Here is a 25,478-nt window from a genome sequence, read left to right as displayed (position 1 = left end):
CCTATTGTTGTAATTGTGATAGGTAAGACGCCGTATGAATCGGTCAAAGGGTGGGATCTTTCTCCGGACCGGCAATGACACCGGCGTCATGCAAGCGGCCAATCTCGGCACCACTGAGTCCCAACAACTGATGCAAAACTTCATCAGTGTGAGTACCCAACAAGGGTGCCGCCTGGGTTGGCAAATGCGCCAACCCCTCGAAACGCGCCGCCGAGCGAGCAGTCAGATGCTCACCAATCCCCGGCGTATCAATGCGCTCGTAGAGCGGATTGCCGAGCCCCACACGTGGATCTGTGGCCAACAGTTCCCGGACGCTGTTGTACCGGCCCCAGCACACTTTGGCGCGAGTCAACTCAGACTCGACCTGTTTGAACGTTCGACTGGCGAACCAAGGTCGCAAGAGGGCGGCGATAATCTCCCGACCTTCGAAGCGTTGGGCTTCATCCGCAAAATCCAGCTTCAAACTGTGTTGTGCTCCTGCGATGGCCAGTCCGATATCGCAGCACTCGACCAGCGCCTTCCATTGCCCGGAAGAAATGGCCACGATCATCACCCGCCGGCCATCGGCCGTCGCGAAGTCCAGGCCGAAAGCGCCATACAGGTAATTGCCCAGAGCCGGACGCTCCTGTTCAAGCAGTTCAGCCTCGGCCATCACGCCCAAATGGGAGAGCGTAGAAAATGCCACGTCCGAGAGCGCGAGCTTGATGTCCGAGCCCTCTCCACTCAGTTGCCGACGGCTCAAGGCCGCGACCATGGCGAATGCGGCCTGGTGGGCACATGCGATGTCCCACGCTGGCAGCACATGGTTGACGGGGCGGTCTGCGCTGGCGTCGCCCGTCATGTTGGGGTAACCCGTAGAACTGTTGACGGTGTAGTCCACCGCGGTACTGCCATCGGCGTTGCCCTGAATCACACATGCAATCAGGTCGGCACGCCGGGTAGCGAGCACCTCGTAGTTCAGCCAGGGGGTCGCGATGTTGGTCAGCAGGTTGCCGGCTGCCACTGCCATGTCGGCGATCAGTTCCCTGCCCTGGGGATGGCGGATGTCTACCGCAACCGAACGTTTGCCCTTGTTCAGCGCTGTCCAGTAGAGGCTCCGACCCTTGGGCGAAATGCGTGGCATGCGCGCGTAGTCAATACCGCCGCCGATCATGTCAATCCGGATAACATCGGCTCCGAACTCCGCCAGGGTCATGCCGGCCAAGGGTGCGGCAATGAATGCCGAGCTTTCGACAACACTCACATGGTTTAAAAGCGGGTAAGTCATGTTGGTAACCTCAAAGCAAATTCACGGGCTCAGGCAAAACGAGGCGGTTCTTTCCTGATGAACGCACTCATCCCTTCCAGGGCGTCGGCGCTGCAAAACACCTGATCGCTGGCCAGCAGCGATTGACTGATCAGCTCAGCGTCGGACTTGTCGTAGCAGTCGTTGATCAGTGCCTTGGAGCTCCTCACACTGGCGCGCGGCATAGCCGCCAGCCGAGCCGCCAGGTCATGGCCGGTTTGCCTCAAGACCACAGGCTCCGCCAGGTAGTCGACCAACCCCCACGCCAGTGCTGTTTCGGCACCGACCGAATCTCCCAGAAACACCAGTTGCTTGGTGCGGGCCACGCCGATTCGTCGGGCGATGCGGAAGGTTCCGCCGCTGCTGGGAAACACTCCTAGCTTGACTTCGGGCAGTCCCAATCGGGTGGTGCTGGCCGCGACGATGAAGTCGCAACAAGCTGCGATTTCCAGCCCCCCGCCAAAGGTGTAACCGTTGAGTAGCGCAATGGTCGGTTTGGCAAAGGTGCGCAGGAACTCGAACACCTTGTTCTGGAATATCAGCTTCTTCTCCAACACTTCACCGGGCTGGAGCATGTCCTGTATCTCGTTGATGTCAGAGCCGGCGCAGAAGGCGCGCTCGCCGGCGCCGGTCAACACCAATACACGTACCTTCGGGTCAGCTTCCAGTGCGCGTAGCGCGGCATACAACTGATGCGTGAGCGGGCCGCAAACGACATTCATGGGCGGGTTGCACAGTGAAAGGGTTGCAACACCCTCATGCAGTTCAATCTGGATATAGGCTTGCGGGTCCATGTCTATTTCCTCGATTACGCCGTGATACCGAATTCGCTCAACTGGGTTTCGGTAAACCCTAACTGCTCGACCAGAATCTCTCGGTTGTGCTCGCCTAATGATGGGCCAGCACGTTCGATCCGCCCCGGCGTGCGCGACAGCTTGCCAACCACGTTCTGCATACCGATTTGTCCCAGTTCCCCATCCTCGACTTGCACGATGTTCTTGCGCGCCTGGATCTGTTCGTCTTCGAAGATCATCGAGACGTCGTTGACCGGTGCGATGGTGGCGCCAACCTCTTCGGAACGACGCAGCAGGTCCTCCAGCGAGTACTTGCCGATCTCGATCTGCAACTCGATATCCAACGCTTTGTCGTTATCGAGCCGGGCCCGGTTATTGATGAAGCGCGAGTCGGTGAGCAGATCAGGCCGCTCGACCAGAGTGGCGATCCGTTCGAACGCAACCTGGGAACTGCCGGCGATGGCAATCCAGCGTTCATCGGCTGTGCAATAGGTATTGCGCGGTGCGGTAAAGGGCAAGCGACTGCCGTTGCGCTCCTGGACCTGACCGAGTTGGTCGTAGTTCACAACGTGCGGCCCTATCAATGTCAGCAGGGTTTCGTAGATCGCAAGATCGACGACTTGGCCGAGGCCAGTACGGTTTTTTTCCTGCAACGCGACCAAGGTCAGGAAGGCAGCCATGACGCCGGTGCTGGCGTCACCGAGGGCAAAACCTGGCAACAGGGGAGGCTGGTCCGGGTTACCGCTGATGTAGGCGTAACCCGCATAAGCCTCTGCCAGCGTACCGAAGCCCGGCCGATGCCGATAAGGTCCGGTCTGGCCGTAACCGGTGATGCGAACCATGATTAAGCCGGGGTTGATTGCCTTCAACACGTCATAGCCCAGGCCCCACTTCTCGAGGGTGCCAGTGCGATAGTTCTCGATGATGACGTCGACATCCTTGACCAGCCGCTTGACCACCTCGACACCCAGGGGCGTCTTCAGGTCGAGGGTGATGGACTTTTTGCCACGGTTGATGACCTTGTAATACAGGCCGACCCCATTCTTGCTTTCGCCCCAACGGCGAATTTCATCTCCGATATCCGGGCGCTCGACCTTGATGACTTCGGCACCGTGATCGGCGAGAAACATTGAACTCATGGGCGCGGCCAGAAAGTTCGAGATGTCCAGCACCTTGACGCCTTCAAGGGCGCGCGAGCCGAGCGGTGGAGTGTTGTTATTGTTCATTGCCTTCTCCGACTTTGTACGTACATTACAATAATAGAACATTAACAATGAACACAGCCGTTAGCAATCCCCCGTTCGGCAGGTAAAAACCGGGCAACAGAAGCTCGTCGGTCGGCCCAGGAAAGGGCCGACCGCTCAGAAAGTCAGGGAAATCAGATCAAAACGCGCTATCGGTGGCGCGAAAACGTGCGGATTGGCTATAGCGGCTGCTGGGGTAATAGCTGACGGAAACCTGAACTAGTGCCTGGTTGATGTCGTAGAAGGAACGCGTGATCTTCAGCGCCGCCTCACCCGGCGTCGTCTTCAGCAGCTCGGCGATGTCGTCGTCGAGTATCGTTGCGGTAACATCCTGCTGGATCTCATGAACCTTGATGTTGAACAGCTGCTCTATGCGCTGGAAGATGGGTGTGTTTGAAACCGGCGGAGTGACCTGGGCCTGGGCGTACATCGGGTGGACATAGATCAGCACGTAGCTCATGGGCAATTCAGCGCCCGGGCTGTAGCGAAGAAAACCGGCCTCCGACATCAACTGCCCGGAGCGGCAGCCCAAGGTTTTCGCGAGCTCGACCGATGTCTTCAACTCACGCAGAGAGATCGAGTGCATCTGAGTCGTGTCCACAAAATGCAGCAGATCACTTGTGGAATTGACGGCGCGAAACGTCTCGCTCTCGCTCACCGAGGAACGCACGATGGTTCCAATACCCGGGTGCGAGGAAATCAGACCACGTTCGCGCAGAACTCGCAGCGCCTGACGGACTGTCTGCCGGCTGACGCCGTACAGCTCCGTCATTTCCTGCTCAGTGGGCAATGTGCTGGAAGGTTTGTATTTTCCGGAGGCGATGTCCCTGATCAGCAGCTCGGATACAGCTGCATAAAGCGGCTGACGGCCCCCACCTCGGGTTGGTCGATCCGGATCCTGGTTTGCGAACATGAGTGGGCGCCTTAAGCTTTTGGTCCTTGAGTGCCAAATATTAACATAGCGTCAGAGTGACGGTTTGTAACACTCGCTCGAGTCAAAAGTCTCTAGAAGTCAGTGCCGGTCGAAACCGGGGAATTGGGTTTGATCCTTTATTTCAGCGCGAAATCACCAGGCCTCTAATCGGGTGACGTCAACGCTCTTTGATCTGCCCCCAAGATATTGGACGGGTTTGACTGTACTGCGGTCTTTGGCGTCCATATCTATGTTGCTGCCACTATACAAACATCTGCAAGAGCCCTAGCTGCGTCGCGGGTCTTGGAATCGTGAACCGAATCGGCTTCCAATCAGCGGCAGCCGGGCGTTCCAAACAGTGATGCAACCAATCCTGCATGGCGGGCCAGTTGGACACGTCAATGCCCGCCAGTGGAAGCAAAGTCATCACAGCACAGACGTTCAGATCGGCAACCGTGAAGCGGGACCCTAGCAGCCAGCGCTGGCCGCGCAGTCGCGATTCGAGAACAGCAAAGGGGCGCTCCAGTTTCCTCAGCGCCATCTGCGCCTCATCAGGATTACGCTGATCGGGTGCAAACAGAAAGCAATTGGCGGCAGCGAATAGCAGCGTCTTCTCGACCTCATTCGCCACCCACAGACTCCATTGTGTAGCCTGCGCCTCCTCCGCCATACCGTCAGGCCCAAGCGTTCCACCTCCGTAGCATCGAGCCAGGTACAAATTGATGGCAAGTGACTCGAAGAGAACGAGATCACCATCTATGAGCGCCGGCACTCGCGCATTGGGGTTGATTCGCAGAAATTCCGGTTGATGAGTGCTGCCGTCCTGGAAGCCAGTGGGCACATGTTTGAAGGGTAACTGCAACTCCTTCAACATCCATGCAACACGATGCGCGCGCGAGTTGAGATCGCCATAGAGTGTGATGGCCATACATAGTCTCCTGATTGGTTTCGCTAAATGGGGTGATAAAACGAGAGCCTTTTTTACAGTCAGGCCACCTGGCCATTAACCGTTTCGATAGCGGGGATGCAGTGACGGGATCAAGACCACTGAGCGATTGACAGAGCCTATCCCCTGGCCTGCAACCCGGCGATTTAGAAATACACCAGTGCTTCAACCACACCGGTCAGTTGCGATTGATTGCGGCCGTTACCGAACGCCTTGTCGTTCGAGTCCGATTGCCAGTCGTAGCGAATCTCCGGGCGCAGAGACAGGTTGCGGGTAACGTCATAGCGCACGCCGGTGGTCACTGAGTTGATAGCCCCTCGCGCGGCGGATAGTGGATAAAGAATGAAGCCCTGCTTGTCGTCGAAGTGCTCAATACGCCCGGAAAAACTCAGGTTTTTGCGATATTGGTAGGTCAGGTTGGCATTGACGCCCCACCACTCAGCCCCCGAAAACCCCGGGCCGGTGATGATGTCCACCGTGTCCGGACGACCATCACCGTCCTGACGGCCATACACCGCTTCGGCGCCCATCGACCACTGCGCGTTGAATGCGTGCCAGCCGTTGATCGAATGCTGTTGCTTGAGCTGCCCACGAGGAGAAACCACCAGCGCGGTGGGAGCCTGAACATCGGCGAAGGACTTGTTCTGTTCATTGCCGACAATGAATTCGTAGTCGACCCAGGTCTGCATGTCCGACGTCCGCCAGCGCAGAGCACCGGTGACCGACGGCGTATCGTTGTTGTCACGCAAGTTGTTCCAGCCACTCACCAGCCCCAGTTCGGCCCCTAGCAAACCGGCCTCCCCGGAGTACAGCCGGGTACCAGCCATGACGCCCGACAAGGTATTGGGCTCGGAAATAAAGGCATAGGTCCTGGTGGAGAAGTTGTTGCGCCCATCGCGCAGGTTCGGCCCGATTTCATAACCCATCGCCGGCCCGAAAATGCCCGCCCACAAGGTGATGCCCGATCCATACGGTAAGTAGGCTGTGGCAAATAGGTTCTGCACCGCTAGGTAGTTTTGCCGGTGGCGTATCGACGACTCGATATCTGACGCACCTGGTTCGTTGATCTTCCAGTGCGCGTCCCAGCCGAAGGTTCGCGGAAACTGCGCATTACGCCCATAGATCACCCCGACACTGAAGCCGAACGAGACGTCCTGGGGAACCGGCCCGGGTAGGGGTGTCACACGTGGAAGAATGTTGGAATTCAGTTGTTTGTCGACGAACAGGTTCACTGACTGAAACTCGAATCCTTCATCATCCTGTCCGGGAATCGGCGCATTGCTGTTACCGTATTTACGCTCTTCATGGGTCGAGCGATTGTTACGTCCGTAGCCCACATCCAGCAATACAGAGGCGTCGATACCGTATTGCTGCAACGCATTGCCAAACAGAAATCGGGACAAATCACCTTCGCCACGCCCGTCTAAAGGCTCGGCATAAACAAAGGGCGAGAACATCGAAATCACCAGCGGAGCAGCCAGAAGCACGCGGCCGTTTTTCATCATGAGCACCTGATCGATTTTATTATTGTTGAGTGCAGCGTTCATCGCGGGCCACGATAGGCAACTGAATCAGGTGGGCAAAAATGAATTTTAGTGGTACGAGGCATTGACACCATCGATGCCTGCTCGACACGCGTGTCGGGCACGGTCACTGTTATGCTCATGTCCGTTGTAACGACAAGACCGCTCAACTGTTCAAGAGGCTATCCATGGATACACGGTCGTTGGACATGAACCTGCTTACGGTTTTTGGCGCCATGCTTGAGTACCGTAGCGTCAGCCGCGCCGCCGACCGCGTCGGCCTCAGCCAGCCGGCCATGAGCGCTGCACTGGCCAGATTGCGTGTGCAATTCAACGATCCGCTGTTTGTGCGTAGCGGCACCGAAATGAAACCCACTCCCCGCGCAATCGCGTTGGCCCCGGCCATCGAAAGCGTGCTGCAGACCGTGCGCCTGGAGCTGCTTCAGCCTGCCCAGTTCGAGCCGGCCCTAAGCACGCGGGCGTTCAGCATCCTGACCCCCGATATCGGTGAAGTGCGCTTTGTCCCGCCGCTGCTACGTGCCCTGACGCTCGAGGCACCCGGCACCACTTTAAGAGTCATGTCGCGCGCTCGAGCCGCCACCGCAGAGCTGTTGGAATCAGGTGAGGCAGAGCTGGCCGTCGGCTACTTCCCAGACTTGGACCGAGCGCATTACTTTCAACAAAAGCTGTTCGACAACGCCCATGTCTGCGTGATGCGAGCCCGACATCCGCTGGCCAATGGCACGCGCCTGTCACTGCCGGCCTACCTTGACGCCGATCACGCTGTGGTTCGACCGGACGGACGTGAGCATTTCTTCGAACGATTCATGCGGGAGCAGGGTCTGCGGCGCCATGTGCGGCTTGAGCTATCGCACTTCATGAGCCTGTTGCCCGTACTGGAAAGCACCAACCTTCTGGCCACGGTGCCGACCGACATTGCCCAACTGTTCGCCCGCTACGCCGACGTGCTTCTGCTGGAGCTGCCAGTGAGCCCCCCCGGCGTGACCATTCGGCAATACTGGCACGAACGCGTACACAAGGACGCCGCCAACGTCTGGTTGCGCGGTCTGATTCACGCTCAGTTCTGCGTGCTGACCCGCCCTACCCGCTGACCGCGCACCTCACACTATCCACGCCATGGATAGTGTGAATCCACCCGACGCTATGGCGACCCACCTTGCTGCTCCCTAGGCTGGACCTGTCTCTTCAAACCAGGACAGCCTGCCATGACATTCTTGACTCTCGCTCACGCCAATCATCTGATCGACACCGCCCTCGCCCAAGCCCGGGGGCAGAATCTGCGCCCGATGGCTGTGGCCGTACTGGATACCGCAGGCCACCTTATCGCCTTCCAACGTGAGGACGGCGCCAGCATGTTTCGCCAGGACATTGCTATAGGCAAAGCCTGGGCCAGCGTTGCAATGGGCGCATCAAGCCGTACATTGCTCGAACGAGCCCAACATCACCCGGCATTTTTCAATGCATTGAGCAGCACCTCGAATGGGCGCTTCATTCCACAGACCGGAGCCGTGCTGATTATCGACGCCGCCGGTGCGGCACTCGGCGCCATCGGCGCATCAGGCGATACCGGCGACGCCGATGAAGCGATCTGCATCGCAGCCGTACAGATCGCTCGGCTGCAATACACATGAGAGCGGGTGCGAACGCATCAAATGCCCTGGGTATCGACATCCACGCGCACTACGTTCCCTCCTCTTTCCCGACCTGCTCCACCCACATCCCTCCCTCTGGGTGGCCTTCTGCCGAGCATGTCCTGAGTTCCGGCGGCGTGTGCCAATGTCATGTCCTGGTGGATGGAAAGCACTACCGAACCGTGTCTGAAAAGTGCTGGAACCCCCTACTACGGGTTGCCGATCTATCGGCCATGGGGCTGGCACGACAGGCGATTTCGCCAATGCCGGAGTTGCTCTCCTACCCCATGGAGCTGAAGCCGGCGCGCCGCCTGTTGCGCCATGTCAACGAACAAATGGCTGATTGCATCGCCCAATCCAATGGTGCCTTGATCGGTCTGGGTGCCGTGCCGCTGCAGGATATCGAGGCCGCCATCGACGAGCTGCACTACAACGTCCACACCTTGGGTTTCGCCGGCGTTGAAATCGGCAGCAACGTCTGTGGCCGGCCACTGGGAGACCTGCAACTCCTACCCTTCTTCCAGGCCTGCGAAGCACTGGGTGCCGCGGTTTTTGTGCATGCCTACAAGCCCGCTGCCCTGGATCGCTTGAGTGGCCCGCCGCCGTTGCAGCAAGTCCTGGCCTACCCCAGCGACGTCGGTTTGGCAGCTGCCTCGGTGCTGACCAGTGGCCTGCTGCTGCGCTGCCCAAATCTACGCCTGGCCTTTAGTCACGGTGGCGGCACGCTGGCGAGCCTGCTGCCGCGCCTGGAAAAAGGTTGGTCGGTATTCCCTGCATTGCACGAACACATACCGATCTCGCCCCGCGAACAGGCGCAGCGGTTGTTCTTCGACAGTTTGGTGTTCGACCCAGCCACCTTGCGTCACCTGGTCGCCACTGTGGGCGCTGGGCAGGTGCTGCTGGGTACTGACTACCCGTTCAACTTCCGTGAACCCGAGCCCGTGGTTCAACTGTTTGCCGCCGGTTTCGACGGCACGACCTGTGCTGCGCTGCTGCACCGCAACGCCGAGCGTTTTCTCGGCCTGACCCCCTCCCCCTGATATCGAGGAAATGGACATGACATCTCCCTGGATCGAAAGCTTACGCAGTGTCGCACTCAACGTGCCCGACCTGGCGCGCGCCGAGCACTTCTATACCGACGTGTGGCACCTGAGTGTCGCCTCACGCGACGGCGACACAGTCTACTTGCGCGGCAGCGGCAGCGACCATCATCTGTTGGCCCTGCACCGCAGTGATCGGCTTGCTATTCGTGCAGTGACCCTGCGTGCTCGCCACCCAGAGGCGTTGCAAGCCATCGCCGACGCTGTTCCCACAGCAGGTGGCCAGGTGTTGCAACCCATCGGATCGAGCGACAGTCCGGCGGGCGGTGCCAGCCTGGTCGTTCGCGACCCCCACGGGCGATTGTTCGAAGTCGTGCATGGCGACAGCCTGCACGATGAAGTCACACCTCATCCGGACCGCCCGATTCGATTGGCCCACGCAGTGCTCAATTGCCATGACGTTCCCTCTGCCCAACAGTTTCTTGAAAGGGCCCTCGGTTTCAGCCTCACTGATCGCACGCGAATGATGGCGTTCATGAACTGCAATCGCGACCACCATTCCCTGGCACTGGGCGACACTGACAACGACGCACTGAACCATATCGCCTTCTTGATGGAAGACGTCGACGCCGTGATGCGCGGCGGCGGACGCCTGCGCGACGCCGGCTTCGAGATCGCCTGGGGGCCAGGCCGTCACGGCCCGGGCAACAACGCCTTCAACTACTTCGTAGGTCCCTTTGGCGAAGTCATTGAGTACACCGCCGAAGTCGAACAGATCGACAGCCACTACGTGGTCGGAGGCCCGGCAGATTGGACCTGGCCCCCCGGCCGTATGGATCAGTGGGGCCTGTCCGCGCCACCCGGCGAGGCACTGAAAGCGGCTCAACGCAACGTATTTTTCATACCCTCCTGAACAGGAAAACCCGCCATGAAATTCACTACATTCTTCCAACAAGGCGTACCTCGTCTCGGGCTCATCGACGGCGACAACGTGATCGACCTGAACGCAGCCCAACCTCATATTCCGGCCGACCTTCGCGCTGCGCTGACGGCGGGTGTCGATCTGATCAGCGCAAGCCACGCTGCACTGGCCAGTGATGCCAAGCGCCTACCTCTGTCTGAGCAGACCCTGGCACCGCTGATCCCGGAGCCTGGCAAAACCATCTGCCTGGGCTTGAACTACTACGATCACGCCGCGGAAAGTGGCCGCGACAAACCCGATTACCCCTGGTTTTTCTTCCGCGGTAAAAGCTCGTTGATCGCCCACGAAGCAGCGGGCCTGGCACCCAAGGTGTCGGAAAAATTCGATTTTGAAGGCGAGTTGGCTGTGATCATAGGCCGTACCGTGCCACGCCATGTCACCGCGCAGCAGGCACTGGCCTATGTCGCGGGCTATAGCGTGTTCAACGACATGTCCGTGCGTGATTTCCAGAAACGCACGCCGCAATGGACGATTGGCAAGAACTTCGACGCCACGGGGGCGTTCGGCCCCGTGCTGGTAACGGCCGACGAACTGCCAGCGGGCGCTGAAAACTTACACCTACGTACCCGCCTTAACGGCAAAGTGATGCAGGATGCCAACACCCGCGACATGATTTTCAGCGTCAGTGAAACACTGGTGCTGCTGTCCGCCTGCATGACCCTGGAACCCGGCGACACGATTGTCATGGGGACACCTGCTGGAGTCGGCCAGGCACGTTCGCCACAACTCTGGATGAAAGCCGGCGATGTAGTCGAAGTGGAAATCGAGGGCATTGGCACGTTGCGCAACCCAATCGTTGCTGAGGGCGCGTGACAATGAAAGAAATCAGTTGTGACGTTGCTATTGTCGGACTCGGCCCCACTGGGGTAGTCGCCGCCATCCTATTGGGCATGGCCGGATTACGCGTGCATGTGATCGAACGACGGCATGAGGTGTACGAAATTCCAAGGGCTATAGCCCTGGACCACGAAATCATGCGGATCTTTCAACAACTGGGAACAGCCCAGGCAATTCTTCCCTACTGCGAGCCTTTCACCCCTTCAGAGTTCTATGGGGTAAATGGCGAGCTTATTCGCCGCATGACCATGATTGCGCCACCCTATCCGATGGGCTACACACCCTCGATGGTCTTCACTCAGCCACCGGTCGAGCAAGTGCTGCGCGAACGCCTGGCTCAGTTGAAAACCGTCACTACGGCCTTCGGTTATGACGTACAGGATTTAACCGCCGATGCGCAGGGCGCATCCCTCGCGACACTTTCGGACCAAGGCGAAGAACAGGTCATCGAGGCAAGGTGGGTAATTGCCTGCGATGGTGGAGGCAGCACCGTCCGGGGACTCTTGGGTATTGATCTTCAGGACTTGGACTTTGACGAACCCTGGCTGGTGGTGGACGTAAATGTCAACGAGCGCGGCCTGGCCAAGTTGCCCGATGTCAGTGTCCAGTATTGCGAACCCGAGCGACCTTGCACACTCGTCATAGGCCCTGGCAATCACCGGCGCTGGGAGATTTCGCTCAAGCCCGGCGAGGACCCCGCCCAAGTCGCCACCGAGGCTGGTACCTGGGCGCTGCTGTCACGTTGGTTGTCGCCGGAAGACGGCACCCTGTGGCGGCAAGCGAGTTATCGCTTCCACGCCTTGGTGGCAGAAGACTGGCGTCAGGGCTGTGTATTTCTTGCGGGGGATGCCGCGCATATGCAACCTCCGTTTCTCGGCCAAGGCATGTGCCAGGGTATCCGGGACGCCAGCAATCTGGCCTGGAAGTTGATCGCCGTACACAACGGTGACGTCCAGGGTGAGGCCGCAGAAATGCTGCTCGATAGCTATGGCATTGAGCGTAAAGCACACGTCAGCGAGTTGACCGGCCGCTTGAAGCAGATCGGCGCAACCATCTGCGAGCGTGACACAGCCAAAGCAATGGCCCGAGACCTGCAACTGTTGGCCGAATGCGACGGCGTGGTCAAGGACACTCCGCGTCAGGACATCCTGCCGCCGCTGCGCAGCGGCCTGCTGTCGACCCACACCAGCGAGGCAAGGGGTTGCCTGTTCGTGCAGCCACGCTTGCATGGCCAAAACCTGCAGGACACCTCACTGATGGATGAGCTTTATGGTTATGGCTGGCGATTGGTCATGGACGCGCGGCTCCAGAACCCTGTCGAACTCGCCGGCCTGACCCTGGTGAAACCCGACGCTGATCAATGTACCGATGCCGAAGGTGTATTGACCCAATGGATGGAACACTACCAGTGCCACGCGGTGCTAGTACGCCCCGACCACTATGTGTTTGGTACCGCTGAAACTGACAGCGAACTGCACGATTTACTTTCGCAATGGCGCACTGCACTGCGTCGGTGATCGGTGCTGGAAAAACAAACTCCCGCTCATGGCGGGAGTTTTTTGTCTAGGTATCAGAATTGGCAATGTTCCTCGCTGTTCGCAACCCTGGTTTACCAGCCCAAAGCCTGCGCACTCACCCACGTACCATGAAAGCCTTCATGTAACCGGCACGGGATCTTGACCACCGCCACTGGCCCCTGCTCGATACAGCGAGCATCGAGAATGACCAGATCAGTACGATTTTGTGCACGGCGACCAACCATGGTCAGCAACCAGCCATCGCCCTCTTCAGCGTCCTGACTACGGGGCACGAAATACGGTTCTTCGGGTGCGGAATCCGGGCCAGCGTACCAAAAACTCAGGGCATCGGTGTGTTCGTCGTAATGGCCGATGCAGGTAAACGGAGGCCCCTTTGGACCCCACTCCAACATCGGCCCCAGAGAGGGGTTATTGGTGCCGAACCAAAAGTGCCGGGTTCTGGACATGGCGAAGCGGCGATCGACAGCCGGCATTTCGCCGATATGGTCGATCAGGCGCCGCACTTCAAAACGATCGCCCGACTGGTCGAGGTCGAAAGACCAACGCTCACCAAACGGCGGCTTTTCGACGGCTTGAGCATCATGGATATCCGGAAACTGGCTCAACCAACCCGATGCCGTGACGAAGTGGTCAAGGTGCAACCGTAGACCTTGCTCCGTCGACTCCTCCCAGGCATTGAAGCTGTGCGTCTGCATCGCCACATGAGGGCAGGTGAACCAGCGAATACCGCTGACACCTTGCTCACGCGGAATCACCGCCACATGGGTCAGTTTCTTTGAATCCCAGTGCCAGTAAGGTTCCCTACGCTTGACACGCTCCCAGTCGCAAACCATCGGGCAGATAACGAACGCAATGAAATTCCGTGACACCAGCACGTCGTGCACCATCGAACAGTAAGGCGCTTTGAAGCGCTCGGTGCGAGTCAACTCACCCTCAGCGGTGATGGTGTAGATCTCGATCTCATCGCTGGCCACGCCTTCGGTGTTGTAACCAAAGGCTATGCATTCACCGGTCAGTGGATCGTATTTTGGATGGGCGGTGAAGGTCTTGCTTTTCAGTGCTCCGTTGAAATCACGCTCACCCAAGGTTTCCAGAGTAAGCGGATCCAGCTCATAAGGGCGACCAGACTCTTTGAGTGCGTACAACTTGCCGTGATGCCACATCACCGACGTATTGGCTGTGTTGTTGTCCTTGCCCGATACCTCGGGTAAATCGGTGAAGGGGTTGCGATAGGCCCCAAACAGCGCACGACGCGCCTTACGCTCCAACTCGAATTTTTCAGTGCGCACATAACGGGTCTTCAGATCGGCGTGACCATTTTCGAAACGGATGCTGTGGACCATACCGTCGCCGTTGAGAAAAATATCGGCGCCCAACAGCGCGGGGTAAGTAGGGTCGGCGCTGTTACGGAAATAGGCACCATTGAGCTCCGCGGGCAGCGTGCCAATGACCTCGAGGTCATGCACATCGGCCTCGATCCGGGCAGGTGCCGAGTAGCCGCGATACAGCAATTGATCAGGAAACTGCAAGCCAGTAGCAACGCTTTTTGAACTCATGGGAAGGTCCTTCAGAAGGGATACTCACGGGGTGTTGTTTGAATGGTCATCCAGCGCAACTCGGTGAACGAATCGATGCCCGCCTTGCCGCCAAAGCGACCCCAGCCGGAACCTTTCACGCCGCCAAAAGGCATCTGCGCCTCGTCATGTACGGTGGGGCCATTGATGTGGCAAATACCTGTGTCAATACGCTTGGCCACTTCGAGAGCACGGGCGACGTCGTTGCCGAACACCGCCGCCGAAAGGCCATAGGGGTTGTCATTGGCGCAAGCGATGGCCGCCTCCACGCCCGCCACCCGGACAATGCCCTTGACCGGACCGAAACTCTCTTCGCTGTAAAGGCGCATGCGCTCAGTCACGTGATCCAGCAACGTGGCCTGCATAATCAACGAGTCGCCAACCCCGCCACAGACCAGGGTTGCGCCCTGGGCCAGGGCATCGGCGATCAGGGCATTGCAACGCGCCAAGGTCGCCCTGTCGACGACTGCGCCCAACACCGTGGGTCCATCGGTGTGAATGCGCGGATCACCTTTGGGCAGTCGACTGGTCTTGTACGCCAGTTTGGCAACGAACTCGTCAGCCACCTGCCGGTCGACCACCAGCCGCTCGGTGGACATGCAGATTTGACCTGAATTCATAAATGCGCCAAAACACGCCGCGTCCACCGCCGCATCGATATTGGCATCATCGAGCACCAGCAACGGTGCCTTGCCCCCCAGTTCCAGAACAGAGGGTTTGAGATAACGCGCGCAGGTCTCGGCAATCAGCTTGCCCACTCGGGTCGAGCCGGTGAAGTTAATGCGGCGCACTGCCGGGTGGGCAATCATCGCCTCGACCACAGCTTCGGCATCCTGGGGGGCATTGGTGATGAAATTGAGTACACCGGCGGGCAAGCCGGCACAGTTCAGTGCCTCGACGATCAACCCGTGAGTAGCCGGGCAAAGCTCCGAGGCCTTCATTACCACGGTATTTCCGCAGGCCAGGGCAATCGCCAGGGAACGCACGCCGAGAATGACAGGCGCATTCCAGGGAGCAATCGCCAGTACTACCCCAGCCGGCACACGCAGCGCCAGTGACAGACTGCCCGCTTGATCAGAAGGAATCACTTCACCACCAATTTGAGTAGTGAGCGAAGCCGCCTCAATTAACATGTTCTCGGCCAGGTGAACATTGAACTCAGCCCAGAGTCTCGAAGCACCGGTTTCCCGGGCCATCAAGTCGGTGAACTCATCGCAGCGTGCCGCCAGTTCGCGGGCACTCGCCAGCAACAGTGTCCGACGTGCGCTTGGCCCCATGGCGGCCCAGGCCGGGAACGCGGCAGCACCAGCGTCCACCGCGTCACGCGCGTCTTGCACACTCGCGGCCGGAGCACGGCTGGCCACCTCGCCACTCAACGGGTCGAGCCGCTCGAAGCATTCATCAGGGTGGGCGCGGACCGACTGTCCGCCGATTATCATGCAGATATCTTTCATAGCATTCGCCATCGTTCGAGAAGGGGGAGCAAGGTGTGCGGATATCACCGGCTAGAGGTGATCGCTGTTTCAGGCAGCTTCGTGAGCCACAGTACGTCGGGGGCTGACACACGCCTGCTCGCGGCGCTGGACCAGACGCATCAACAGCACAGCCACCAGTGCAATCAGGCAGGCTGCCCAGCCCAATCCCTGGTAACCGATGCTGGCCACAACCAATCCGCCCAGAAGAGGACCGATGCATGAACCGATCATGGTCATCGCCGGTGTCGCGGAGGCTGCGGCCCCCGAGGGATCCAGCCGAGTCAGCAGGCCGAAGAGAAAGGTATGGGTGAAGATCACGACGGCGACATACAGGCTTGCTGCCAAGGCATAGGGGCCAAACTGTGGGGTTTGCACCATGACCAGAGCGAGAATGGCTTGTATGACCGGGCCCACCATGCCGACCCAGGTAGCCGACCAGCGCTTCTGCAATAACGCCGCGAGCAGTCCGGGCAACAAGTTGACGAGGCCCAGGCAGATGAGGACGCCATTGACCTCCCCACTGCTGAAACCACGCGAATGCCCCAGGCGCTCGAGAAAACCAAACACCATCGACTGATTCATCGTCAGGCAGATCACCACGCCGATGATCGGCCACGTCGAGCGAGGCAGACGCACCTTGCCCGTAGCCGACTGAGTGGACGCCAATCGAACTTCAATCGAAGGGAAAAACAACGCCGCTACCACTGCCGCCAAAGTCATCAATAGTGCGAAAGCGAGAAACAGGACCGGTGCCCCCAAACGGGCAATGAACATCGGCATCAAACTAAGAAACAACACCGCAGAAAGCCCCAACGCCATGCTCACCATGGCAAACAGGCGATGCGGGTTACCGTTGCGCCCGATCGCCCCATGGGTCACCGACAAGGCGCAGCCAATACCGACTCCTGCCAAGCCATGCAGCGCGATCAGGACGCCCCAGTGCTCTGAGGTACCTTGTTGGTCATAGGCCAGGAAAAATGCACACGCGGCAACGGCAAAGCCTGCGGCAGCCAACAGACGATGGGGCAAACGACTGAAGTGCGGTGCCAGCGCACCGCTGACCAGCACCACTGCCAGCAGAAACAGTGAAACGGTTCCTCCGGCCTGAGGTGCGCTAAATTGGTAGTACTGCATCAGGGCTCCGATCCACAGTGGCAACGCCACCATGTCAACCATTCCGGCAACGTGTGCCAAGGTCAGGACGGCCCGACCACCGACGGTATCTGGAGTGTTCATGGACGTATCTCCGGCCAGCGTGCTCAAGCACTTTTTATTGTTGGACTTCCTCCTGATCCTCACGGGCCAGAAGGCTCACGTGTACGATAAGGTCGGCCTGAGTGCCTGAAAAACAAGTTCGATCAATGCGCGCCATCGATTTCATTCATATAACAACGAGATCCACACCATGCGTTTGAATGGCTTTGACCTGAACCTCCTGCTCGCTCTGGATGTGTTGCTTGAAGAGCGCAACGTGACCCGCGCCAGCGAGCGATTGCACATCGGGCAGTCCGCTGCCAGTGCGGCACTGGCCCGGTTGCGGGAGTATTTTGGCGATGAGCTACTCACCCCGGTCGGTCGCCAGCTGTTACCTACACCTATGGGTCTGAGCTTGATCGGCCCGGTACGCGAAACGTTGTCGAGGGCCAAGGCAGCGATTTCGATAAAACCGGACTTTGACCCCGCCACCGTGCAACGGCGCTTTTCCCTCTACGCCTCCGATTACGTGACGACTGTGCTGCTGCCCGGCTTGGTTGTGAGATTGGCGCAAGAGGCACCCGGCGTCGCGTTGGATATCCGCCACCCTCCGCGTGACGGGGTGGAGCTGTTCGAACGAGATGACGTCGACCTGATGATCATGCCCAACCAATACACCGATGGACTGACACACCCTAAAGTCGCGCTATTTATCGATACACACGCGTGCATAGTCTGGACGCACAACGAGGAAGTCGGCGCCTCACTGACCTTTGATCAATACCTGCAGATGGGCCACGCTTCGGTCAAGATTGGCGACAGCCGAAGCGTGGCTTTCGAGGAATGGTTCTTACCCCGTTATGGGGTACAGCGACGCGTCGAATCCAGCGTGGACAATTTTACCACCCTGCCCTCGCTCGTTATCGGCACCAAGCGCATCGCCACCCTACACCGGCGTCTGGCCACATACTTTGCGCAGCTGCTGCCCCTGCGCTTGGTCGAGGTACCGTTTGATATGCCGCCCTTGGTAGAAACGCTGGCGTGGCCCAAACACTTAGATGATGACCCCGCGCACCGTTGGTTGCGCCAAATGCTGCTGGAATGCGCTTCGCAACTAAACCCCATTACTATGTAAATAAGGATTAAACAACGAAAGAGAACAACAGCGACAACAATCTGGGATACCACACCTAGAAACCCAAAACCACCCAGCTTTCGTGGACTGAGTGGTCTTGGGGCCGTCTTGCGACAACTCTTTCAGGGCTGTGCCTCTAGCTCACGGGCACTGCCCTTGTGCAACTCGGCCGCTAGCTTCTCCTCGTCCAGCGCCCCTTCCCACTTGGCAATGAACAGCGTGGCCACACCGTTGCCGATCACATTGATCAGCGCCCCGCCCTCGGAAATGAATCGATAGACCCCTAGTACGAGCACCAGTCCGGCCGCCGGGATCACATCCAGGCTACCGAGGGTGGCCGCCAGGGTGATGAACGCACCGCCAGTGACACTGGCCGCGCCTTTGGAGGTCAACAGCAGAATGAACAACAAGGTGACCTGGTGCCACAGGTCCAGGTGGATATCCAGCGCCTGGGCAATGAAAATCGCCAGCACCGTCATGTTGATGCAACTGCCATCGAGGTTGAAGCAGTACCCCGACGGCACCACCAGCCCCACCACCGACTTCTCGCAGCCCAGGCGCTCCAGTTTGCCCATCAAGCGCGGCAAGGCCGACTCCGAAGACGAGGTGCCCAGCACGAGAAACAGTTCATCGCGGATGTACTTGAGAAACTGCCACAAGCTGAAACCCGCCAGCCGCGCGACCAGGTTGAGAATCACGAACACAAAAAACAGCGCTGTCACGTAGTAGCAAATCAGCAAGTTGCCATAGGCGCCCAGGGAGCCCACACCGTACTTGCCAATGGTAAAGGCCATGCCGCCAAATGCTCCCAGCGGCGAGACATACATCACGATCCTGACCATACGGAAAAACGCCTGGGCCACCAGGTCGATCAGGTTCAGCAGCGGCTTGCCGGCAGCGCCAAGCATCTGCAAGGCAAAGGCAAACAGGATTGAAATGAACAGTACCTGGAGGATATCGCCCTCGGCAAACGCCCCCAGTACAGTGCTAGGCACAATATGGGTGAGAAAGCCCACCACGCTCTGTTCATGAGCCAACTTACTGTAGCTATCGACCGCATGGACATCCAGGCTCGCCGGGTTGATATGCATACCCGCACCGGGATGCATCAAATTCACGCCGATCAGTCCGACCACCAATGCCAGGGTGGTCAGCACCTCAAAATACAGTAACGACTTAAAGCCGACCCGGCCAATGCGTTTGAGACTCTGCATACTGGCAATGCCGCTGACCACGGTGCAGAAGATAATCGGCGCAATCAGCATCTTGATCAGCTTGATGAACGTGTCGCCCAGCGGCTTCATTTCCTCGCCTAGGCTGGGGTAGAAATGACCGAAGGCGATGCCCAGCAGGATTGCCAGCAACACCTGCACATACAGATGGCGGAACACACCGCGTAGCCTTGAATCGCGCGATTGTTTTATTGTTATTGTTTTCATGGTTGACCTTCTTGTTAGGTAGTGAAGCCGTTACGACACGAGGTTGATCAGCTTCCCCGAGTAGTAGCCCTGCAGGTTGCCAAGGATGCCGTCGGCGAGCCGTTTCAGGCTGCTCTGGCTGGCCCAGGCCACATGAGGCGTGACGATCAGGTTGGCATGGTGGCTATGGAGCAAGGGCTGGTCAGCCGCCGGCGGTTCCTGGCCCAACACATCGAGGGCGGCGCCGCCAAGACGGCCGCTGTCGAGGGCGGCGAGCACCGCCGCTTCATCCACCAACGGCCCGCGGGCGGTATTGATCAGCACGGCGCCGGGTTTCATCCGCGCCAGCTCCGCGGCACCGATCAGGTGGCGGGTGTGCTCGGTCAGTGGGCAGTGCAGCGAGATCACGTCGCTTTGCGCCAGCACCGTTTCAAACGCCTGATATCCCTTGCGCACCGGGACCACACCACGGTGTTCGGCATAGAGCAACTGCATACCCAGGGCACTGGCCAGACGTGCCGTGGCCTGGCCGATGCCACCTTTGCCGACGATACCCAGCACACTGCCCTGCACATCCCGGATCGGCGCGCGGTGGACGCAGAAGTGCCGCGAATCAGGCCAATCGCGCACGGCGGCGGCCTGGTAGGCGAACAGCTGCCGGCGCAAGGCGAAGATCGACGCGATCACCGACTCGGCGACGCTTTGCGCCGAGTAGGCCGGGACATTGCACACCACCACGGCGAAATCACGGCAGGCCGCCAGGTCGATGCAGTCGTAACCGGTGGCGGCGACGCAGATGAATTTCAGGTTCGGCAGTTGCTCCAATTCGGCCCGACCGATGCGTACCTTGTTGGTGATCACGGCATCGGCAGCACGGGCGGCTTCCACCACCTGATCGGGCGCCGTGTCGGAACGGTCCTGCCAGTCCGTCACCCAAGCTGGACGTGCAATGCCCACGGGCAGGCTGGCACTGTCGAGAAACACCACCCTCATACTGCACGCTCCGGCTGCACGAGCTCGGAAATCTCGATCAGGTTCAGATCCGGATCACGCACATACACCGAGCGGATCGGCCCGGTGGCCCCGGTACGTAATACCGGCCCTTCGATAATCGGCCAGTCGACACGGGCCAGGTGGGCAATCACCTGGTCCAGGGGGATCGAGGCGATAAAACACAGGTCCAGCGCCCCCGGCACCGGCAGGTGCGCCTTGGGCTCGAACTCGTGGCCGCGCACGTGCAGGTTGATTTTCTGCTGGCCGAAAGCGAACGCCTTGCGCCCACCAGCGAAGGTCTGCACCTGCATGCCCATGACCCGCACATAGAAGTCCTCGGCGGCCACCGGGTCGATGGTGGTCAGCACCAGATGGTCAAGATGGTCGATCATGGTTGCAGCTCCTGGGTTCGGGTCGACGGCACCTGTTTTTCCAGGCTGGCGACATGGGCGGGTATCGGATGCAGGTCCAGGCGTTTACCGGCCTTGAGGATCTGGCTGGGAATCTCGTGGCCGACCAGCCCCGGCAACCGTGCGGCAGCCGTCAGCACGCGGTCCAGGTCGACCCCGGTGTCGAAGCCCATCAACTGCAGCATGTGTAACAGGTCTTCGGTGCAGACATTGCCGCTGGCCCCCGGTGCGTAAGGGCAACCGCCCAGACCGCCGAGAGAGGCATCGAAACGATCAATACCGGCATCAATGGCCGCCAGCGCGTTGGCCAGGGCCATGCCACGGGTATTGTGGAAATGCAGGGTCAGTTGCAGCGCCGGAAAACGCTCGCGTACCGCCCTGGACAGCGCCTCGACCTGGCTCGGGTAGGCCATGCCGGTGGTGTCGCACAGGGTCACGCCACGGGCGCCCAGTTCGGCAAAGCGCTCGACCCAGTGCAGCACCTCCCCCACCGGCACATCGCCCTGCATCGGACAGCCGAACACTGTCGACAACGACACATTGGTCGCCACCGGCCCCTGGCCTATGACCCGAAACACTTCGCTGAGCTGGGCAAACGACTGCTCGCGACTCATGCGCAGGTTGGAGCGGTTGTGCGGTTCACTGACCGACATCACCAGGTTGGCTTCATCGATATTGCACGCCAGGGCCCGCTCGGCGCCGCGCACGTTGGGCACCAGCACGGTGTATTCCACCGCCGGATTGCGGCGGATGCCGTGCATCACCGCCTCGGCATCCCGCAGCGCGGTAATGGCCTTGGGCGAGGTGAACGAGGTGACCTCGATCTTGGCGAAGCCACACTGGCTGAGGGCATCGATCAAGGCGATCTTGTCGGCGGTTTCGATAAACCGTGCTTCGTTCTGGAAGCCGTCACGGGTGGCGACTTCCTGCAGGAAAAGACGTTTCATAAAATTTCCTCGGGTTCAGATGATGCCGCGTTGGCGCCAGTCGGCCTGCTGCGCGGGGTCGATACCCAGCTCGCTGAGAATCTCGGCGGTGTGCTGGCCCAGGGTCGGTGCCGAGCGCATCACGCGCCCGGGCGTGGTGCCCAGCTTGGGCACGATGCCAGGCAAGGTTACGGGTGTGCCGTCGTCCAGCTGGCTGTCGAGCAGCATGTCGCGCGCCCGGTAATGCGGGTCCTGGGCGATGTCGGCGGCGTTGTAGATCTTGCCGGCGGGGATACGTGCCTCGGTCAGGATCGACAGGACTTCGTCGAGGCCGAGCCGCGCGGTCCATTGCGAGATCGCGGCATCGATGCGCTCGACCTGCAACACGCGGCCGTCGTTTTGCGCGAGATCGGGATCAGCCCCCAGATCACGGCGACCGATCACCTCCATCAGGCGTTGATAGATGCTGTCGCCATTGCCGGCGATCAGGGCAAAACCGCCGTCGCGGCAACGATAGGCATTGGTCGGGGCGATCCCCGGCAAACTGCTGCCGGCGGGCTCACGCACGGTGTTGAACACCGAGTATTCGGGCAACAGGCTTTCCATCATGTTGAACACCGACTCGTACAGCGCCACGTCGATCTGCTGCCCTTCCCCGCTGTTCTGCTCGCGATGACGCAGGGCGAGGAGAATCCCGATCACCCCGTGCAGGGCCGACAACGAGTCGCCGATGGAAACGCCAACCCTGACCGGCGTGCGCCCGGGCTCACCGGAGAGATGCCGCAGGCCACCCATGGCTTCGCCGATCACGCCGAATCCGGGACGATCACGATAGGGTCCGGTCTGACCGTAGCCGGAGACCCGCAGCATGATGAGTTTCGGGTTCAGCGCATGCAGCGTGTCCCAGCCCAGGCCCCAGCTTTCCAGGGTGCCCGGGCGGAAATTCTCGATCAACACATCGGCATCAGCCACCAACTGGCGCACCACCTGTTGCGCCTCGGCCTGACGCAAATCCAGGGTCAGCGAGCGTTTGTTGCGCGACTGCGCGGCCCACCAGACGGAGGTGCCATCGTGTAGCAAGCGCCATTTACGCAATGGATCGCCGCTGACCGGCGGCTCGATCTTGATCACATCGGCGCCAAACTCACCGAGCATTTTCGCCGCGAAGGGCCCGGCAATCAGTTGACCGAGCTCCACGACTTTGACACCTTGCAGAGGTAATCCCATGACGTTTACCGTTCTTGTCGAGTACTTGTGATAGGGATAATCGACACAAATCGGGCAGATGAAAATTTCATATTTCGCCACTACCCTTTCCAAACTGGAAAACCTCGGACCCTTTTGATGATCAATCCCCTGCATTTCGACCTGCTGTCATTGCGCCTGCTGATCTTCGCCGCCGAGACGGGAAACCTGACCCGTGCCGCCGACAAGGCCAACATGACGGTTTCGGCGGCCAGCAAGCGCCTGGCCGAGCTGGAGCGCACGACCCAGTGTCCATTGTTCGTGCGCCTGCCGAGGGGACTCGAACTGACGGCCGCGGGCCAAGGGATAGCGGAGCACGCCCGCACGATTCTTGAAGGGGTGAACCGCATGGCGTCAGACGCCAGTGATTACGCGGTCGGCGTGCGCGGGCATGTGCGCTTGTGCGCCAACACCTCCGCCGTGGTCCAATTCCTGCCCGATGACCTCGCGCATTTCCTGCAGGCCAACCCGCACGTACGCATCGGGCTGGAAGAAGCCCTCAGTGAACCGATCATCCAGGCCGTGGAAAACGGGCGTGCCGATATCGGCATATTTGCCGATAACGTACCGGCTGAGGGTCTGTACAAACTGCCCTATCGTAATGACCGACTCGTGCTGCTGGTGCCGGTCGGCCATGAGCTGGCCAAAGAGCGCAGCCTGTCCTTCACGGATACGCTCGGTTTCGATTATGTGGCGCTCAACCAAGGCAGCTCGTTGCTGCGCCGAATCACCGATGCCGCCGTGAATGCAGGCAAGGTCCTCAAGGTGCGTATTCAGGTCAGCAGCTTCGACGGTATCTGTCGCATGATCGAAGCCGGTTTGGGAATCGGGATCTTACCGTTGCCATCCGTACGTGCCGAATTGCTCGGCACCCGCTTGATTGCTGTCGATCTGAGCGATGACTGGGCCCAGCGCACCTTGTTCGTCGGGGTCAAGGATCCGGCGCAACTGGCCCCGGAAGCGGCCAAGCTGTTCGATTATCTGAGTAGCATACGTGACTGACACTGGCGTAAGCCTCCTGTGTCATCACCTATGATATGCCTGATCATATATGCCCCGTACCTGCCCCAGCCTTGACCATCGCAGGAACGTCCTGGGCAGGAATAGGGGATTCGATCTGGGGTCCAGGGATTTTGGCGAAAGCGTCAAGCACACTGCTGTCGGTGTTAAAACCGTTCACCTTGGGGGGTGGATTGGCGATATTACCCAGGCATGACCGTCCGAGAACCGCGTGACATTTAGCCTGGGAGGACACATCCAAGTCGCCTTGCATGCCAAAAATATGGCCGGGATGATCGGTCCGGGTAATGGGTAGGACGACATTTTCAAAGTCATTGCCCTCGACCAGCACTCGGGCTGGATCGACCGCATCCAGAGCATGCCAAGAACCATCTTCAAAATAGTTGTTCACCATATGGACGACCACATCGTCGCCACCGATTTTTGGCGCGCGCCCCGAGAAATGGTGAAACCAGTTATAGGACATCGTGATGCTTTGAGCCTTCGCCGCCATCAGCAGGTTCCAATAATGCTTGCCACTGCAGTTGTGAGAGTACAGATTTTCGCCATCGAAATCGTTCCAGGAAATGCTGACATGCAGGGTGGGCTTGAACCCGCCGACGATCATCTGACGCCCGATGTTCTTGAAATGGTTATGGTCAATCCAGACATGATCTACATCATCCAGCGTTAACGCATCACCCGCGAAGATGACCCCCTGATTGATATCGCTGAAGGTCAGATTGCGGATGATGACATTCCTGACGCCCTTGAGGGCCAGCCCCTTGCCTTTCAGCGTTGCGGAAGCACCAATGCCAATCACAGTCTTGTTGGAGCCAACCTTCAGCGGATTGTTAGGGGCATTGTCGAAGGCCACCTGAATGATGGGTTTGCCGTCGCAATGTTTGTCGTCGGAATTCAGTAAAGCCAGCATTTCTGATTTATATGGCGAGGAAGCTGGACAGGCATCGCCATAAAGACATCCCGGTTTGGCGTCTCGTCCCTCGGTCCCTGTGTAATCGAATGTACCGTCCACCTCGACAATACGGGGCGTGGCGTCAGAACAGAAACCGCCGGGACCGTAAGTCTGGCACAACGCATGCTGCAACTCATTACGGTTATGGACCCGCACCACAGCCCCACCTGCTCCACCGATGGTCCCCGCTCCAAATCCCTGCGGGGTGTTCTCTGCATAAGCGGGCAAATAACTGAACAATATAAAAAAAGGCAGAATATACCTGGTCAGCGGCATGGATCTTGTTCCTTGCATTGAAAGAGGTGCATACGCCAATCTTGGCTAATCAACTGATTAAAATCATGACATTAATCTGTCAAAATGAAGTCAATATGGAAAA

23 protein-coding genes are annotated in these 25,478 nt (G+C 59.1%); 8 read left to right on the top strand and 15 right to left on the bottom strand.

Translation table 11 applies throughout. The features are described 5' to 3' along the window. Positions 1 to 43: 43 nt before the first annotated feature. The 6 genes from AC07T0_RS06210 to AC07T0_RS06185 all read right to left on the bottom strand — a co-directional run bounded on the left by AC07T0_RS06210 (position 44) and on the right by AC07T0_RS06185 (position 6,729). Positions 44 to 1,267 carry a CoA transferase gene (locus tag AC07T0_RS06210; RefSeq protein ID WP_495000345.1) on the bottom strand — a complete coding sequence of 408 codons (1,224 nt, stop codon included), beginning with the start codon at positions 1,265 to 1,267 and terminating at the stop codon, positions 44 to 46. A gap of 29 nt (positions 1,268 to 1,296) precedes the next feature. Beyond that, positions 1,297 to 2,079, bottom strand: a complete 783-nt coding sequence (locus tag AC07T0_RS06205; RefSeq protein WP_495000344.1) for an enoyl-CoA hydratase/isomerase family protein — start codon at positions 2,077 to 2,079, stop codon at positions 1,297 to 1,299. A 14-nt stretch (positions 2,080 to 2,093) separates the two neighbouring features. Continuing rightward, the gene (locus AC07T0_RS06200) at positions 2,094 to 3,305 is read right to left on the bottom strand and encodes a CaiB/BaiF CoA transferase family protein (RefSeq protein WP_495000343.1); all 1,212 of its coding nucleotides are present in this window, start codon (positions 3,303 to 3,305) and stop codon (positions 2,094 to 2,096) included. Positions 3,306 to 3,462: 157 nt separating this feature from the next. Continuing rightward, positions 3,463 to 4,236: a GntR family transcriptional regulator gene (locus AC07T0_RS06195; RefSeq protein WP_495000342.1), complete on the bottom strand. Its 774-nt coding sequence runs from the start codon at positions 4,234 to 4,236 to the stop codon at positions 3,463 to 3,465. Positions 4,237 to 4,498: 262 nt separating this feature from the next. Beyond that, positions 4,499 to 5,164, bottom strand: coding sequence for a glutathione S-transferase family protein (locus tag AC07T0_RS06190; protein ID WP_495000341.1), 666 nt, complete (start codon positions 5,162 to 5,164; stop codon positions 4,499 to 4,501). 164 nt (positions 5,165 to 5,328) lie between these two features. After that, positions 5,329 to 6,729 (bottom strand): outer membrane beta-barrel protein, encoded by a 1,401-nt coding sequence (locus AC07T0_RS06185; protein WP_495000340.1) that lies wholly within the window; start codon positions 6,727 to 6,729, stop codon positions 5,329 to 5,331. Positions 6,730 to 6,893: 164 nt separating this feature from the next. Between AC07T0_RS06185 and AC07T0_RS06180 the strand changes: the two genes are divergently transcribed. The 6 genes from AC07T0_RS06180 to AC07T0_RS06155 all read left to right on the top strand — a co-directional run bounded on the left by AC07T0_RS06180 (position 6,894) and on the right by AC07T0_RS06155 (position 12,733). Next, a complete protein-coding gene (locus AC07T0_RS06180) occupies positions 6,894 to 7,817 on the top strand; it encodes a LysR family transcriptional regulator (RefSeq protein ID WP_495000339.1) in 924 nt (307 codons plus the stop codon). A 114-nt stretch (positions 7,818 to 7,931) separates the two neighbouring features. Then, positions 7,932 to 8,357 carry a GlcG/HbpS family heme-binding protein gene (locus AC07T0_RS06175; RefSeq protein WP_248796459.1) on the top strand — a complete coding sequence of 142 codons (426 nt, stop codon included), beginning with the start codon at positions 7,932 to 7,934 and terminating at the stop codon, positions 8,355 to 8,357. Next, positions 8,354 to 9,397, top strand: coding sequence for an amidohydrolase family protein (locus tag AC07T0_RS06170; protein WP_495000338.1), 1,044 nt, complete (start codon positions 8,354 to 8,356; stop codon positions 9,395 to 9,397). The genes AC07T0_RS06175 and AC07T0_RS06170 overlap by 4 nt, the downstream gene beginning before the upstream one ends. A 16-nt stretch (positions 9,398 to 9,413) precedes the next feature. After that, positions 9,414 to 10,310 (top strand): VOC family protein, encoded by an 897-nt coding sequence (locus AC07T0_RS06165; RefSeq protein ID WP_495000337.1) that lies wholly within the window; start codon positions 9,414 to 9,416, stop codon positions 10,308 to 10,310. A 15-nt stretch (positions 10,311 to 10,325) separates the two neighbouring features. Further along, entirely contained in the window at positions 10,326 to 11,192 is an 867-nt protein-coding gene (locus AC07T0_RS06160) for a fumarylacetoacetate hydrolase family protein (RefSeq protein ID WP_495000336.1), read from the top strand. Between the two features lie 2 nt (positions 11,193 to 11,194). Then, complete coding sequence (locus AC07T0_RS06155) at positions 11,195 to 12,733, top strand: bifunctional 3-(3-hydroxy-phenyl)propionate/3-hydroxycinnamic acid hydroxylase (protein WP_495000335.1); 1,539 nt, start codon at positions 11,195 to 11,197, stop codon at positions 12,731 to 12,733. A gap of 92 nt (positions 12,734 to 12,825) precedes the next feature. On the opposite strand, the gene AC07T0_RS06150 is transcribed toward AC07T0_RS06155, so the two are convergent. The 3 genes from AC07T0_RS06150 to AC07T0_RS06140 all read right to left on the bottom strand — a co-directional run bounded on the left by AC07T0_RS06150 (position 12,826) and on the right by AC07T0_RS06140 (position 17,039). Next, entirely contained in the window at positions 12,826 to 14,310 is a 1,485-nt protein-coding gene (locus AC07T0_RS06150) for a carotenoid oxygenase family protein (protein WP_495000334.1), read from the bottom strand. Between the two features lie 11 nt (positions 14,311 to 14,321). Continuing rightward, positions 14,322 to 15,782: an aldehyde dehydrogenase gene (locus AC07T0_RS06145; RefSeq protein WP_495000333.1), complete on the bottom strand. Its 1,461-nt coding sequence runs from the start codon at positions 15,780 to 15,782 to the stop codon at positions 14,322 to 14,324. Positions 15,783 to 15,851: 69 nt separating this feature from the next. Then, positions 15,852 to 17,039: an MFS transporter gene (locus AC07T0_RS06140; RefSeq protein WP_495000332.1), complete on the bottom strand. Its 1,188-nt coding sequence runs from the start codon at positions 17,037 to 17,039 to the stop codon at positions 15,852 to 15,854. A gap of 169 nt (positions 17,040 to 17,208) precedes the next feature. Between AC07T0_RS06140 and AC07T0_RS06135 the strand changes: the two genes are divergently transcribed. Continuing rightward, positions 17,209 to 18,132 (top strand): LysR family transcriptional regulator, encoded by a 924-nt coding sequence (locus AC07T0_RS06135; protein WP_495000331.1) that lies wholly within the window; start codon positions 17,209 to 17,211, stop codon positions 18,130 to 18,132. 122 nt (positions 18,133 to 18,254) lie between these two features. On the opposite strand, the gene AC07T0_RS06130 is transcribed toward AC07T0_RS06135, so the two are convergent. The 5 genes from AC07T0_RS06130 to AC07T0_RS06110 are packed head-to-tail and all read right to left on the bottom strand — an operon-like array spanning position 18,255 to position 23,106. Beyond that, positions 18,255 to 19,571 (bottom strand): dicarboxylate/amino acid:cation symporter, encoded by a 1,317-nt coding sequence (locus tag AC07T0_RS06130; protein ID WP_495000330.1) that lies wholly within the window; start codon positions 19,569 to 19,571, stop codon positions 18,255 to 18,257. 30 nt (positions 19,572 to 19,601) lie between these two features. Then, positions 19,602 to 20,543 carry a D-2-hydroxyacid dehydrogenase gene (locus tag AC07T0_RS06125; RefSeq protein WP_495000329.1) on the bottom strand — a complete coding sequence of 314 codons (942 nt, stop codon included), beginning with the start codon at positions 20,541 to 20,543 and terminating at the stop codon, positions 19,602 to 19,604. Next, on the bottom strand, positions 20,540 to 20,935 hold the full coding sequence (locus tag AC07T0_RS06120; protein ID WP_103494366.1) for a VOC family protein: 396 nt from the start codon (positions 20,933 to 20,935) through the stop codon (positions 20,540 to 20,542). The genes AC07T0_RS06125 and AC07T0_RS06120 overlap by 4 nt, the downstream gene beginning before the upstream one ends. After that, positions 20,932 to 21,900: a hydroxymethylglutaryl-CoA lyase gene (locus tag AC07T0_RS06115; RefSeq protein WP_495000328.1), complete on the bottom strand. Its 969-nt coding sequence runs from the start codon at positions 21,898 to 21,900 to the stop codon at positions 20,932 to 20,934. The genes AC07T0_RS06120 and AC07T0_RS06115 overlap by 4 nt, the downstream gene beginning before the upstream one ends. A gap of 15 nt (positions 21,901 to 21,915) precedes the next feature. Further along, positions 21,916 to 23,106 carry a CaiB/BaiF CoA transferase family protein gene (locus AC07T0_RS06110; RefSeq protein ID WP_495000327.1) on the bottom strand — a complete coding sequence of 397 codons (1,191 nt, stop codon included), beginning with the start codon at positions 23,104 to 23,106 and terminating at the stop codon, positions 21,916 to 21,918. 117 nt (positions 23,107 to 23,223) lie between these two features. Here AC07T0_RS06110 and AC07T0_RS06105 point away from each other — a divergent pair, with 117 nt between their 5' ends. Continuing rightward, positions 23,224 to 24,126, top strand: coding sequence for a LysR family transcriptional regulator (locus AC07T0_RS06105; RefSeq protein WP_495000326.1), 903 nt, complete (start codon positions 23,224 to 23,226; stop codon positions 24,124 to 24,126). Positions 24,127 to 24,169: 43 nt separating this feature from the next. Here the strand turns inward: AC07T0_RS06105 and AC07T0_RS06100 are convergent, their stop codons facing one another. Continuing rightward, entirely contained in the window at positions 24,170 to 25,375 is a 1,206-nt protein-coding gene (locus AC07T0_RS06100; protein WP_495000325.1) for a pectate lyase family protein, read from the bottom strand. Positions 25,376 to 25,478 lie beyond the last annotated feature (103 nt).

The organism is Pseudomonas sp. GW821-FHT04D07, assembly GCF_059420225.1.
The sequence above is the reverse complement of the archived record's forward strand: the minus strand, read 5'-3'. Positions and strand labels throughout refer to the sequence as shown.

Coding starts and splice junctions, on each gene's coding strand:
- AC07T0_RS06210 (WP_495000345.1), bottom strand. CDS start 1,267: ATGACTTACCCGCTTTTAAACCATGTGAGTGTTGTCGAAAGCTCGGCA.
- AC07T0_RS06205 (WP_495000344.1), bottom strand. CDS start 2,079: ATGGACCCGCAAGCCTATATCCAGATTGAACTGCATGAGGGTGTTGCA.
- AC07T0_RS06200 (WP_495000343.1), bottom strand. CDS start 3,305: ATGAACAATAACAACACTCCACCGCTCGGCTCGCGCGCCCTTGAAGGC.
- AC07T0_RS06195 (WP_495000342.1), bottom strand. CDS start 4,236: ATGTTCGCAAACCAGGATCCGGATCGACCAACCCGAGGTGGGGGCCGT.
- AC07T0_RS06190 (WP_495000341.1), bottom strand. CDS start 5,164: ATGGCCATCACACTCTATGGCGATCTCAACTCGCGCGCGCATCGTGTT.
- AC07T0_RS06185 (WP_495000340.1), bottom strand. CDS start 6,729: ATGAACGCTGCACTCAACAATAATAAAATCGATCAGGTGCTCATGATG.
- AC07T0_RS06180 (WP_495000339.1), top strand. CDS start 6,894: ATGGATACACGGTCGTTGGACATGAACCTGCTTACGGTTTTTGGCGCC.
- AC07T0_RS06175 (WP_248796459.1), top strand. CDS start 7,932: ATGACATTCTTGACTCTCGCTCACGCCAATCATCTGATCGACACCGCC.
- AC07T0_RS06170 (WP_495000338.1), top strand. CDS start 8,354: ATGAGAGCGGGTGCGAACGCATCAAATGCCCTGGGTATCGACATCCAC.
- AC07T0_RS06165 (WP_495000337.1), top strand. CDS start 9,414: ATGACATCTCCCTGGATCGAAAGCTTACGCAGTGTCGCACTCAACGTG.
- AC07T0_RS06160 (WP_495000336.1), top strand. CDS start 10,326: ATGAAATTCACTACATTCTTCCAACAAGGCGTACCTCGTCTCGGGCTC.
- AC07T0_RS06155 (WP_495000335.1), top strand. CDS start 11,195: ATGAAAGAAATCAGTTGTGACGTTGCTATTGTCGGACTCGGCCCCACT.
- AC07T0_RS06150 (WP_495000334.1), bottom strand. CDS start 14,310: ATGAGTTCAAAAAGCGTTGCTACTGGCTTGCAGTTTCCTGATCAATTG.
- AC07T0_RS06145 (WP_495000333.1), bottom strand. CDS start 15,782: ATGAAAGATATCTGCATGATAATCGGCGGACAGTCGGTCCGCGCCCAC.
- AC07T0_RS06140 (WP_495000332.1), bottom strand. CDS start 17,039: ATGAACACTCCAGATACCGTCGGTGGTCGGGCCGTCCTGACCTTGGCA.
- AC07T0_RS06135 (WP_495000331.1), top strand. CDS start 17,209: ATGCGTTTGAATGGCTTTGACCTGAACCTCCTGCTCGCTCTGGATGTG.
- AC07T0_RS06130 (WP_495000330.1), bottom strand. CDS start 19,571: ATGAAAACAATAACAATAAAACAATCGCGCGATTCAAGGCTACGCGGT.
- AC07T0_RS06125 (WP_495000329.1), bottom strand. CDS start 20,543: ATGAGGGTGGTGTTTCTCGACAGTGCCAGCCTGCCCGTGGGCATTGCA.
- AC07T0_RS06120 (WP_103494366.1), bottom strand. CDS start 20,935: ATGATCGACCATCTTGACCATCTGGTGCTGACCACCATCGACCCGGTG.
- AC07T0_RS06115 (WP_495000328.1), bottom strand. CDS start 21,900: ATGAAACGTCTTTTCCTGCAGGAAGTCGCCACCCGTGACGGCTTCCAG.
- AC07T0_RS06110 (WP_495000327.1), bottom strand. CDS start 23,106: ATGGGATTACCTCTGCAAGGTGTCAAAGTCGTGGAGCTCGGTCAACTG.
- AC07T0_RS06105 (WP_495000326.1), top strand. CDS start 23,224: ATGATCAATCCCCTGCATTTCGACCTGCTGTCATTGCGCCTGCTGATC.
- AC07T0_RS06100 (WP_495000325.1), bottom strand. CDS start 25,375: ATGCCGCTGACCAGGTATATTCTGCCTTTTTTTATATTGTTCAGTTAT.